The sequence below is a fragment of the Enterobacter cloacae complex sp. P17RS genome, assembly GCF_014895885.1.
GTDB lineage: Bacteria > Pseudomonadota > Gammaproteobacteria > Enterobacterales > Enterobacteriaceae > Enterobacter > Enterobacter bugandensis.
On record NZ_JADBQK010000028.1, the window covers coordinates 112,499 to 124,522 of the forward strand.

Annotated in this window: 8 protein-coding genes and 1 tRNA gene; 5 read left to right on the forward strand and 4 right to left on the reverse strand. The window is 58.6% G+C overall.

Annotated elements, in window-relative coordinates:
• The first annotated feature begins 3 nt into the window (after positions 1-3).
• Together trmH and recG are read left to right on the forward strand one after the other, a co-directional pair.
• Positions 4-693, forward strand: coding sequence for a tRNA (guanosine(18)-2'-O)-methyltransferase TrmH (trmH, locus tag IM265_RS19245; protein WP_028015010.1), 690 nt, complete (start codon positions 4-6; stop codon positions 691-693).
• A 3-nt stretch (positions 694-696) separates the two neighbouring features.
• A complete protein-coding gene (recG, locus tag IM265_RS19250; RefSeq protein WP_048958508.1) occupies positions 697-2,778 on the forward strand; it encodes an ATP-dependent DNA helicase RecG in 2,082 nt (693 codons plus the stop codon).
• 2 nt (positions 2,779-2,780) lie between these two features.
• Here recG and gltS read toward each other — a convergent pair whose 3' ends face one another.
• The gene (gene gltS / locus IM265_RS19255; RefSeq protein WP_047366905.1) at positions 2,781-3,983 is read right to left on the reverse strand and encodes a sodium/glutamate symporter; all 1,203 of its coding nucleotides are present in this window, start codon (positions 3,981-3,983) and stop codon (positions 2,781-2,783) included.
• 225 nt (positions 3,984-4,208) lie between these two features.
• Here gltS and xanP point away from each other — a divergent pair, with 225 nt between their 5' ends.
• Both xanP and IM265_RS19265 read left to right on the forward strand, forming a co-directional pair.
• A complete protein-coding gene (gene xanP / locus IM265_RS19260) occupies positions 4,209-5,600 on the forward strand; it encodes a xanthine/proton symporter XanP (RefSeq protein ID WP_193031543.1) in 1,392 nt (463 codons plus the stop codon).
• A gap of 119 nt (positions 5,601-5,719) precedes the next feature.
• Positions 5,720-7,408 (forward strand): AsmA family protein, encoded by a 1,689-nt coding sequence (locus tag IM265_RS19265; RefSeq protein ID WP_193031541.1) that lies wholly within the window; start codon positions 5,720-5,722, stop codon positions 7,406-7,408.
• 110 nt (positions 7,409-7,518) lie between these two features.
• On the opposite strand, the gene yicI is transcribed toward IM265_RS19265, so the two are convergent.
• Together yicI and IM265_RS19275 are read right to left on the reverse strand one after the other, a co-directional pair.
• Positions 7,519-9,837, reverse strand: a complete 2,319-nt coding sequence (yicI, locus tag IM265_RS19270; protein ID WP_193031539.1) for an alpha-xylosidase — start codon at positions 9,835-9,837, stop codon at positions 7,519-7,521.
• A 12-nt stretch (positions 9,838-9,849) separates the two neighbouring features.
• Positions 9,850-11,241 (reverse strand): glycoside-pentoside-hexuronide family transporter, encoded by a 1,392-nt coding sequence (locus tag IM265_RS19275; protein WP_193031537.1) that lies wholly within the window; start codon positions 11,239-11,241, stop codon positions 9,850-9,852.
• A 289-nt stretch (positions 11,242-11,530) separates the two neighbouring features.
• Between IM265_RS19275 and IM265_RS19280 the strand changes: the two genes are divergently transcribed.
• Positions 11,531-11,625 (forward strand) — tRNA-Sec (locus tag IM265_RS19280).
• 38 nt (positions 11,626-11,663) lie between these two features.
• Here the strand turns inward: IM265_RS19280 and IM265_RS19285 are convergent.
• Positions 11,664-12,024, reverse strand: a 361-nt coding sequence (locus IM265_RS19285) for a hypothetical protein (RefSeq protein ID WP_193056014.1), incomplete at its 5' end; no start/stop codon positions are given.

The window sequence follows — 12,024 nt, forward strand, 5'->3', positions numbered from 1 at the left end:
TTTATGAATTCACAACGTTATGCCCGTATCTGCGAAATGCTTGCCAGACGCCAGCCTGACCTGACGGTCTGCATGGAGCAGGTGCATAAACCTCATAACGTCTCTGCCATCGTCCGTACCGCAGATGCCGTCGGCGTGCATGAAGTGCACGCCGTCTGGCCGGGTCACCGGATGCGAACCATGGTCTCTGCTGCGGCAGGCAGTAACAGCTGGGTATCCGTCAAATCTCACCAGACGATTGGCGATGCCGTATCGCATCTGAAAGGACGCGGTATGCAGATCCTGGCGACAAACCTGTCCGATAAGGCCGTGGATTTCCGCGAAATCGACTATACCCGCCCGACCTGCATTTTGATGGGTCAGGAGAAAACCGGGATCTCCCAGGAGGCGCTGGATCTGGCGGATCGGGACATCATCATTCCGATGATCGGCATGGTCCAGTCCCTTAACGTCTCCGTGGCGTCCGCGCTCATTCTGTATGAAGCGCAGCGCCAGCGTCAGAACGCCGGGATGTACGAGCGCAGCAACAGCATGCTGCCGGAAGAAGAACAGCAGCGCCTGCTGTTTGAAGGTGGCTATCCGGTGCTGGCACGCGTTGCGAAGCAGAAAAAATTGCCTTACCCCCACGTCAACGCGCAGGGCGAAATTGAAGCCGATGCCGAGTGGTGGGCCACTATGCAGTACGCCGGGTAACCGATGAAAGGCCGCCTGCTGGATGCTATCCCGCTCAACAGCCTGACGGGCGTGGGCGCGGCGCAAAGCAATAAGCTGGCAAAAATTGGCCTGCACACCGTGCAGGATCTCCTGCTTCACCTCCCCCTGCGTTACGAAGACCGCACTCAGCTCTACAAGATTGGCGATCTGCTTCCCGCCATTTACGCCACCGTTGAAGGCGAAGTCCTGAACTGCAATATCACTTTCGGCGGACGCCGGATGATGACCTGTCAGATCAGCGACGGCACCGGCATCCTCACCATGCGTTTCTTCAACTTCAGCGCTGCAATGAAAAACAGCCTGGCGACAGGCCGCAGAGTGCTGGCCTATGGCGAAGCCAAACGCGGGAAATACGGCGCAGAGATGATCCACCCGGAGTACCGCGTGCAGGGCGATCTTAGCACGCCGGAGCTGCAGGAGACGCTCACGCCGGTTTACCCGACGACCGAAGGCATTAAGCAGGCGACGCTGCGTAAGCTCACCGATCAGGCCCTGGAGCTGCTGGACACCTGTGCCATTACCGAACTGCTGCCGCCAGAACTGGCTCAGGGGATGATGAGCCTGCCCGAGGCGCTGCGCACCCTGCACCGCCCGCCGCCAACGCTGCAGCTCAGCGATTTAGAAAGCGGTAAACACCCCGCTCAACGGCGTCTTATCCTTGAGGAATTACTGGCGCATAACCTGAGCATGCTGGCGCTGCGCGCCGGCGCGCAGCGTTTCCACGCTCAGCCGTTAAGCCCGAATGATGTGCTCAAAGATAAGCTGCTGGCCTCGCTACCCTTTAAGCCCACCGGCGCGCAGGCGCGCGTCACCGCCGAGATTGAGCGCGATATGGCGCTCGACGTGCCGATGATGCGCCTGGTGCAGGGCGACGTAGGTTCAGGTAAAACGCTGGTTGCCGCCCTGGCCGCCCTGCGCGCGATTGCCCACGGCAAACAGGTCGCGCTGATGGCACCCACCGAACTGCTGGCTGAACAACACGCCAACAATTTCCGCGCCTGGTTCGCACCGCTCGGGATTGAAGTGGGCTGGCTTGCCGGAAAGCAAAAAGGCAAAGCGCGTCTTGCGCAACAGGAGGCCATCGCCAGCGGCCAGGTGCAGATGATTGTCGGCACACACGCTATCTTTCAGGAGCAGGTGCAGTTTAACGGCCTCGCGCTGGTGATTATCGACGAGCAGCACCGCTTCGGCGTGCATCAGCGTCTGGCGCTGTGGGAAAAAGGGCTGCAGCAGGGCTTCCACCCGCATCAGCTGATCATGACCGCCACGCCGATCCCGCGTACCCTGGCGATGACCGCCTACGCCGATCTGGATACCTCTACCATCGACGAACTGCCGCCGGGCCGAACGCCGGTGACGACGGTCGCCATACCGGATACGCGCCGCAGCGACATCATTGACCGGGTGCGCAATGCTTGCACCCATGAAGGGCGTCAGGCCTACTGGGTCTGTACCCTGATTGAAGAGTCTGAACTGCTGGAAGCCCAGGCCGCCGAAGCGACGTGGGAAGAGCTCAAGCTGGCACTGCCCGAGCTGAACGTTGGCCTGGTTCACGGCCGCATGAAGCCTGCCGAGAAGCAGGCGGTGATGCAATCCTTCAAACAGGGGGAACTGCATTTGCTGGTCGCGACGACGGTCATCGAAGTGGGCGTTGACGTACCCAACTCCAGTTTGATGATCATCGAAAACCCGGAACGTCTGGGGCTTGCCCAGCTCCACCAGCTGCGCGGGCGCGTTGGCCGCGGCGCGGTAGCGTCTCACTGCGTGCTGCTTTACAAAGCACCGCTTTCAAAAACCGCCCAGATGCGACTGCAGGTGCTGCGCGACAGCAACGACGGCTTTGTGATTGCGCAAAAAGACCTGGAGATACGCGGCCCGGGCGAACTACTGGGCACGCGCCAGACGGGAAATGCTGAATTCAAAGTGGCGGATTTACTGCGCGATCAGGCCATGATCCCCGAAGTTCAGCGCCTTGCGCGCCATATTCATGAACGCTACCCCGAACAGGCGGCAGCGTTAATTGAGCGCTGGATGCCGGAAACCGAACGGTATTCCAACGCCTGATCTCAGGCAAATATCGGCAGCATCAGGTACAGCTTGATCACCAGCGCGTTGACGATATCAATGAAGAATGCGCCGACCATCGGGACCACCAGAAACGCCATATGCGATGGCCCGAACCGTTCGGTGATCGCCTGCATGTTGGCGATAGCCGTTGGGGTAGCCCCCAGACCAAACCCGCAGTGACCGGCCGCCAGCACCGCCGCATCATAGTTTTTCCCCATCATGCGCCAGGTCACGAACATGGCATACAGCGCCATAAACAGCGCCTGCACCGCCAGAATCGCCACCATCGGCAGCGCCAGCGAGGCCAGCTCCCACAGCTTCAGGCTCATCAGCGCCATCGCCAGGAACAGCGACAGGCAGACGTTGCCGAGCACCGATACCGCCCGTTCAAACACGCGGTAGAAGCCCATCAGCGCCAGACCGTTGCTCAGGATCACCCCGATAAACAGCACGCAGACAAACGTCGGCAGTTCAAACGCGGTACCCGCCAGCCATTGCGCAACCACTTTGCCCACGGTCAGGCAGATGGCAATCATCGCGATGGTTTCAATCATCACCAGCGAGGTGATGCTGCGTCCAACGTCCGGTTTTTCAAACGCGGTCGGCACCATTTCATCGTCCGGTCTGCCATTCGGCGTGGTGGAGTGCTTCACCAGATAACGCGCTACCGGGCCGCCAATCAGGCCACCCAGTACCAGGCCAAAGGTCGCGCAGGCCATCGCCACTTCCGTCGCGTTTTCAAAACCGTAGCGTTCGATGAACAGCTTGCTCCACGCCGCGCCGGTGCCGTGACCGCCCGAAAGGGTAATCGACCCCGCCAGCAGCCCCATCAGCGGATCCAGCCCCAGCAGCGTTGCCATACCGATGCCAATCGCATTTTGCATCAGCAGCAGCCCCACCACCACAATCAGAAACACGCCGAGCACCTTACCGCCCGAGCGCAGGCTCGCCAGGTTGGCGTTCAGGCCGATGGTGGCAAAGAAAGCCAGCATCAGCGGGTCTTTCAGGGACATATCAAAATCAATTTCCCAGCCCATGCTTTTTTTCAGTATCAGCAAGGCCAGCGCCACCAGCAGACCGCCGGCGACAGGTTCAGGAATAGTGTATTTTTTCAGAAAGGAAACGCTGTGGACCAGCTTGCGACCAAGCAGAAGAACCAGCGTTGCGGCAACAAGGGTCGACAACGTATCGAGATGAATCATAAAAGGCTCCTGTTATGCGCGTATTCCATACACACGCGGCGTTATCCTGGGCCGGTTTGCGCTCGTCATGAGCCCCCGGCGCAAAAAGTGTAATTTTTTTTTCCGATAGGTTGTAAAAAACCTGCTCACAGCGGCAGATTTTCTTCCTTTTTTTTGCTGGCAATCGTTTGCTTTTACCAGGTGGTCAGATAAAATGCCCGCTTTTCCACCGTGGGATTGCCGCCGATGTCCGTTAACACCATAGAATCGCCAGATGCGCAACCGATTGCGCAGAAGCAAAATAGCGAACTGATTTACCGCCTTGAAGACCGACCGCCGCTGCCGCAGACGCTTTTTGCCGCCTGCCAGCATCTTCTGGCGATGTTTGTTGCGGTGATCACCCCGGCGCTGCTGATTTGCCAGGCGCTCGGTTTACCGGCGCAGGACACACAGCACATTATCAGTATGTCTCTGTTCGCCTCCGGCGTGGCCTCCATTATTCAAATTAAAGCCTGGGGCCCGGTGGGGTCAGGGCTACTGTCGATTCAGGGCACCAGCTTTAACTTCGTGGCGCCGCTGATCATGGGCGGTACGGCGCTGAAAACCGGCGGTGCGGATGTTCCGTCCATGATGGCGGCGCTGTTCGGCACGCTGATGCTGGCAAGCTGCACGGAGATGGTCATCTCCCGCGTTCTGCACCTGGCACGCCGTGTGATCACCCCGCTGGTTTCCGGCGTGGTGGTGATGATTATCGGCCTGTCGCTGATTCAGGTGGGCCTCACCTCCATCGGCGGCGGCTACGCGGCAATGAGCGACCACACCTTCGGCGCGCCGAAAAACCTGCTGCTGGCGGGCGTGGTGCTGGCGATCATTATTTTGCTTAACCGTCAGCGTAACCCTTACCTGCGCGTGGCCTCGCTGGTGATCGCCATGGCAGCGGGCTATCTGCTGGCGTGGGCGCTGGGGATGCTGCCGGAGAACACCGCGCCGACCAACAGCGCGCTGATCACCGTCCCAACGCCGCTTTATTACGGCCTGGGCATAGACTGGGGTCTGCTCCTGCCGCTGATGCTGGTCTTTATGATTACTTCTCTGGAGACCATCGGTGATATCACCGCTACCTCCGACGTCTCTGAGCAGCCGGTTTCCGGCCCGCTGTACATGAAGCGTCTGAAAGGCGGCGTACTGGCGAACGGCCTGAACTCGTTTGTCTCTGCGGTATTCAACACCTTCCCGAACTCCTGCTTCGGCCAGAACAACGGTGTGATCCAGCTGACCGGCGTGGCCAGCCGCTACGTTGGTTTCGTGGTGGCGCTGATGCTGATCGTCCTCGGCCTGTTCCCGGCGGTGAGCGGCTTTGTGCAGCACATTCCTGAGCCGGTGCTGGGCGGCGCAACGCTTGTGATGTTTGGGACTATCGCGGCCTCCGGCGTGCGTATCGTCTCCCGCGAGCCGCTGAACCGCCGCGCAATCATGATTATTGCGCTGTCGCTGGCCGTTGGTCTGGGTGTTTCCCAGCAGCCGCTGATCCTGCAGTTTGCGCCGGACTGGGTTAAAAACCTGCTCTCTTCCGGCATTGCCGCGGGCGGTATCACTGCTATCGTGCTGAACCTCGTTTTCCCGCCTGAGAAGAACTGATCTCCCTCACGGCAGGCAGTCAATGCCTGCCGTGACATCTAATTACACCATTCCCGCCTTGAGGATTGCGCATAAATCGTGCATAACTCCCTTATGTGCGTTTTGCGGGATGGAAGACCATGAAATTTATTGGAAAGCTGCTCGTCTATCTTCTGGTAGCCCTGCTTATTGTGATGCTGGCGCTCTACATTCTGCTCCAGACCCGCTGGGGCGCGGCGCAGGTCAGCAGCTGGATTACGGTGAATACCGACTACGAACTCAGTTTCGACAAGATGAATCACCGCTTTTCATCGCCTTCCCACCTCATTCTGGAAAATGTCACCTTTGGGCGGGACGGTAAACCCGCCACATTAGTTGCCAAAAAAGTCGATATTGGCCTGAGCAGCCGTCAGATCACCGCTCCGCTGCACATGGGCACTATCACCCTGTTCGACGGCACGCTGAATCTCTCGCCTCAAACAGCGCCGCTGCCCTTCCAGGCCGATCGTCTGCAGCTGAACAACATGGCCTTTAATAGCCCGAATACTGAATGGGATCTGAGCGCACAGAAGGTCACGGGCGGCGTCAGCCCATGGCAGCCAGAAGCCGGGAACGTGCTGGGTAAAAACGCGAAGATCCAGATGAGCGCCGGCTCGCTGACCCTGAACGGCGTACCGGCCACCAACGTGCTAATCGACGGCCAGTTGAACGGCAAGGAGGTGGTGCTGAACACCATTGGTGCCGATATGGCCCGTGGCTCGCTCACTGGCTCCGCCCTGCGTAACGCTGACGGAAGCTGGATAATCGACACCATGCGCCTGAACGAGATCCGCCTGCAGAGCGACAAAACGCTGAAGGCGTTCTTCGCGCCGCTGGCTACCATCCCCTCCCTGCAAATTGGCCGTCTGGAGGTCACCGATGCCCGCCTGCAGGGCCCGGACTGGGCGGTGACCGATCTCGACTTAAGCCTGCGCAACCTGACTCTCAGCAAAGGCGACTGGCAGAGCCAGGAAGGTCGCCTGTCCATGAACGCCAGCGAGTTTATCTTCGGCTCGCTGCATCTGTTTGACCCGATCCTGAATGCGGAGTTTTCCCCGCAGGGCATAGCGCTGCGTCAGTTCACCTCCCGCTGGGAAGGCGGTATGGTGCGCACGTCCGGCAACTGGCTGCGCGACGGTAAAGCGCTGGTTCTGGATGATGTTGCCATCGCCGGGCTGGAGTACACCCTTCCTGAAAACTGGAAAACGCTGTGGATGGAGCCGCTGCCGGAATGGATGAACAGCGTCACGCTGCAAAAATTTGGCCTGAGCCGCAACCTGGTGATCGACATCGATCCCGCCTTCCCGTGGCAGATCACCTCCCTGGACGGCTACGGCGCAAACCTGCAGCTGGCGAAAGATCGCCAGTGGGGCGTCTGGGGCGGCAGCGCAACATTAAACGGCGCGGCGGCGACCTTTAACCGCGTCGACGTGCGCCGTCCGTCGCTGGCGCTGAATGCCAACGCCGCCACGGTGAACATTAGCGACCTGAGCGCCTTTACCGAGAAAGGTATTCTGGAAGCCACGGCGACGGTTTCACAGCTCCCGCAGCGGCAGACCACGGTGAGCCTGAACGGGCGCGGCGTACCGCTCAACGTGCTGCAGCAGTGGGGCTGGCCTGCGTTACCGATTACGGGCGACGGCAATATTCAGATGACCGCCAGCGGCAGCGTGCAGGCGAATGCCCCACTGAAGCCAACGGTGAATGGGAAGCTGAGCGCGGTAAATATGGATAAGCAGCAGGTTGAGCAGACGATGACGGGCGGCGTGGTTGCAACGCCTGTGCAATAAAGTTTTTGATGTTTGTTCCCTCTCCCTGTGGGAGAGGGTCAGGGTGAGGGCATCAGAGCGCATAATTACCTTAGGCCCGGTAAGCGAAGCGCCACCGGGCATTTTCCACCTCAGAGCTGAACCACCACCTCATCCCCCTCCGCTTTCACCACCACACCCCACTCGCTGCCCGCGTGCGAGCCGCCTTTCACGCCACTCACCTTCTGCACGTTGCGCAAGCACACCGACCAGTTTTGCGCGTCACCCGCGCCGGTAAAGGTCACGATGTCGCCCTGACGCGATGCCTTCAGCGTAAATGCCACAGACCCGTCCGCCGCAGGCACTTCGCTCACCGCCGCTGCGCCATCCTCCAGGTTAAACAGCTGGAAGGCCGTCCCCGCGTTCCACGCGTAGTCCGGCTTCTGGTTATTGTTGCCCAGCGCCAGCAGAGTGTTGTCGCGCACGTAGACCGGCAGGCTCATAAAATCGTGCTGCTGCTTATGCCAGCGGCTGCCATGGATTTCGTCGTTGTGCCACAGGTGGGTCCAGCGGCCTTCCGGCAGGTAGAACTGCACGTCCCCCGCCTCGGAGAACACCGGCGCCACCATCATGGAATCCCCCAGCATGTACTGACGGTCGAGGTAATCGCACGCCGGATCGTCCGGGAACTCCAGCATCATCGCACGCAGCATCGGCGTGCCGAACTCGCGGGCCAGCGCCGCCTGACGGTACAGGTACGGCATCAGCTGACATTTCAGCTGCGTGAAGTGGCGCACCACGTCGCAGGACTCGTCATCGTACGCCCACGGCACGCGGTAGGATTTGCTGCCGTGCAGACGGCTGTGGCTGGAGAACAGCCCGAACGCGCACCAGCGTTTATAGACGTGCGCCGGAGCGGTGTTTTCGAACCCGCCGATATCGTGGCTCCAGAACCCGAAGCCGGACAGGCCAATCGACAACCCACCGCGCAGGCTTTCCGCCATCGATTCGTAGTTGGCGTAGCAGTCGCCGCCCCAGTGTACCGGGAACTGTTGCGCCCCGACGGACGCCGAGCGGGCAAACAGCACCGCCTCCTCTTCGCCGACGGTCTCTTTCAGCACGTTCCACACCAGCTCGTTGTAGATGTAGGCGTAGTGGTTGTGCATCTTCTGCGGATCGGAACCGTCGAACCACTGCACGTCGGTCGGGATACGCTCGCCGAAGTCGGTCTTGAAGCAGTCAACGCCGATATCCACCAGGCCTTTCAGCTTGTCGGCATACCACCGGCTTGCGTCCGGATTGGTGAAGTCGTAAATCGCCAGCCCCGGCTGCCATTTGTCCCACTGCCACAGGGAGCCGTCCGGACGCTTGAGCAGGTAGCCCTTCTCTTTCAGCTCGCGGAAAATCGGGGATTTCTGGCCGATGTACGGGTTAATCCACACGCAGACCTTCAGCCCTTTCCCTTTCAGGCGGCGGATCATCCCTTCCGGGTCCGGGAAGGTCACCGGGTCCCATTCAAAATCGCACCACTGGAAAGCCTTCATCCAGAAGCAGTCGAAGTGGAACACGTGCAGCGGCAGGTCGCGCTCGGCCATGCCGTCGATAAAGCTGTTCACCGTGGCTTCGTCGTAGTTGGTGGTGAACGACGTGGTCAGCCACAGGCCGAACGACCACGCAGGCGGCAGCGCCGGGCGCCCGGTGAAGCGGGTATAGCGGTTTAATACCTCTTTTGGCGTCGGGCCGTCGATCACGAAGTATTCCAGATATTCCCCTTCAACGCTGAACTGCACCTTAGAGACTTTCTCGGAGCCCACTTCGAACGAGACATTTTCCGGGTGATTCACCAGCACGCCGTAGCCGCGGTTGGTCAGGTAGAACGGGATATTTTTGTAGGACTGCTCGGTGCTGGTGCCGCCGTCGCGGTTCCAGGTTTCGACCGTCTGGCCGTTGCGCACCAGCGCGGTAAAGCGCTCGCCCAGGCCGTAGACTGTTTCCCCCACGCCCAGATCCAGACGCTCAAAAACGTAATTACGGTCGGTGTTACTGTCCTGCACGTAGCCGTTGTTTTTCAGCTGGCTGCCGGTAATGCGCTGGCCGTTGCGCAGGAAATCCAGCGCCCAGAACTCGCCTTTGGTGACGCGCACGCTGACGCTGCCGCTTTTCAGCTCGGCAAATTCGGCGTTGTTTTCAATCTCGACCTTCACGTCTTTCAGAACGTTCAGCGGATAGTGCGGGCCGTTGTTCAGCGCGCCCTGGAAGTGCTCGATGCGCACCCCGACAATCCCTTCCTGCGGGGAAAACAGACGCACCGTGAACATCAACGTGTCGAGCTGCCAGGTGCGCTCACGCACGTCGCGCGGCGCAACATACACCACCAGGTCATTGCCCTGCTGCTCCACGTCGAACACCTGAACCGGACAGGTCACGTTCAGGCCCGGTTGAATAAGCCAGTTTCCATCACTGATTTTCATGCTTTCGTCCTCTTAGTTCTGCAATTCTTTGCTGACCGGCAGGTTTTCAAAATCCTGCTGATTGCGGCGCGCGCCCTGCGCCAGCTCACCCAGGATTTTGGTCAGGAAGGGGGTTTTCAGCGTGTAGTAGCGTTTGGCGATAATGGTGCTCAGCACGTAGCAGATCGCCGGCGCCAGCGTAAACAGGCCGATAATAATACTGATGGTCGCGCTGTTCTGGGTTTTGGCCGCCGCGTCGTAGCCACCGCCTGCCAGCATCCAGCCGATCATCGCCCCGCCCAGCGCCAGGCCGAGCTTCAGCACGAACAGCGTGCCCGCAAAGCTGATGCCGGTCAGGCGTTTGCCGTTGGTCCATTCGCCGTAGTCGACGGTATCGGACATCATTACCCACTGGATTGGCGTCACCAGCTGGTGCAGCACGCCGATAACGAAGATAAAGGCGAACATCAGCACGGTGGCGTGCATCGGGACGAAGAACATCGCCACGCTGACCACCGCCAGCGCGGCGTTGGTCCACCAGAAGATGCTGACCTTGCACTTCCAGTCGGTGAGCGGTTTCGCCAGCGCGGAGCCAATCAGGTTGCCGACGCAGTAGGTGGTGAGGAACGCAACGAATACTTCCGGCGAGCCCATAATCCAGGTGCAGTAGTACATCATCGCGCCGCCGCGCACGCAGACGGCGAGGATATTGAGGATGGTGAGCACGCCGACGATGCGCCACTGGTCGTTTTGCCAGATATCGCGCAGATCTTCCCGCATGGAGGTGGTGCTCGGCGGCACCTGGATGCGCTCTTTGGTGGTGAAGAAGCAGAACGCCAGCATCAGGAACGCGACCACCGACAGCACAGCGATCCCGCCCTGGAAGCCGAACGCCTTATCGTCGCCGCCAATCAGCTTCACCAGCGGCATCATCAGCACCGTGGAGAGCATGCCACCCGCCGTCGCCAGCACGAAGCGCCAGGACTGAAGGGAGATACGCTGCGTCGGGTCGCTGGTGATTACCCCGCCCAGCGCGCAGTACGGGATGTTGACCACGGTATAGAGCAGGGTCAGCAGCGTATAGGTAATTGCCGCGTAAACCATTTTGCCGTTGAGGCTGAGGTCCGGCGTGGTGTAGGCCAGCACGCAGACGATGCCGAACGGGATGGCGCCGAACAAAATCCACGGGCGGAACTTGCCCCAGCGGCTGCGGGTGCGGTCGGCAATCAGCCCCATGCACGGGTCGGAGATTGCATCCAGCGCACGGGCCAGCAGGAACATGGTGCCGACAAACCCGGCGGGAATGCCGAAAATATCGGTGTAGAAAAACATCATGTACAACATGACGTTATCAAAAATGATGTGGCTGGCGGCGTCACCCATGCCATAGCCAATCTTCTCTTTTACTGACAATACTTCGCTCATATTTTTTATCCTTCACGCTGTAGGGGGCGCTGAGACCGGTTGCATTGGTTTTAAACCATTGTTTCAACGGCGGGTATTGCGTTTTCTGGTTAGCAGATTACGTTTCTTGTTTTTTGTGATCGCGATAAATGTTGGAGAGCACAAAAGGCTAACCTGAGGATTTTCTTAGGAATTAGCTGAAACAGGGGGGTACAGGTCAAAAGAGAGGTGAAAAAAGTGGTGTGGGGTATGTGGTAAATGACTGAAAGTAGCTATAATGCGCCCCGCCTCCATGTAGCAATCGAGGCGCGGAAGATCGTCATCTCCGGTGAGGTGGCTGGACTTCAAATCCAGTTGGGGGCGCCAGCGTTCCCGGGCAGGTTCGACTCCTGTGATCTTCCGCCAGATTTTCTCTCTATTAACTAATTAAAATTAGTTTTCAATCAGATATCCAAAGTAATCAACTCTCTATCGTCACTTTGGTTTTGCTGCACATCAGGGCTGATGGACTTTAGATATTGCATTACGGAATCATTTTCCAGAAGTGAACGATAAAGTACAAACTCCCAATTACTTCGTGCCTCATGCAAATCATGCTCCGAATATCGTGCATGAAGAACTTGCTCAATATTGAAGTTTGTATTTTTTAACTTCCTAATCCATTTTTTTATTTCTTTATCGCAATAAACGAGGATTCTCTCTTTAACTTTAAGAGATATTATATGCAATATAATCGCTCTTTGTTCCTGAACATTATCCGTTCTAGTTGAAAATTTTACCTGAAAATTAACTTTCCCCTCATCC

Excerpts from the sequence above, each read along its gene's own strand:
- trmH (WP_028015010.1), top strand. The coding sequence starts at position 4 with ATGAATTCACAACGTTATGCCCGTATCTGCGAAATGCTTGCCAGACGC.
- recG (WP_048958508.1), top strand. The coding sequence starts at position 697 with ATGAAAGGCCGCCTGCTGGATGCTATCCCGCTCAACAGCCTGACGGGC.
- gltS (WP_047366905.1), bottom strand. The coding sequence starts at position 3,983 with ATGATTCATCTCGATACGTTGTCGACCCTTGTTGCCGCAACGCTGGTT.
- xanP (WP_193031543.1), top strand. The coding sequence starts at position 4,209 with ATGTCCGTTAACACCATAGAATCGCCAGATGCGCAACCGATTGCGCAG.
- IM265_RS19265 (WP_193031541.1), top strand. The coding sequence starts at position 5,720 with ATGAAATTTATTGGAAAGCTGCTCGTCTATCTTCTGGTAGCCCTGCTT.
- yicI (WP_193031539.1), bottom strand. The coding sequence starts at position 9,837 with ATGAAAATCAGTGATGGAAACTGGCTTATTCAACCGGGCCTGAACGTG.
- IM265_RS19275 (WP_193031537.1), bottom strand. The coding sequence starts at position 11,241 with ATGAGCGAAGTATTGTCAGTAAAAGAGAAGATTGGCTATGGCATGGGT.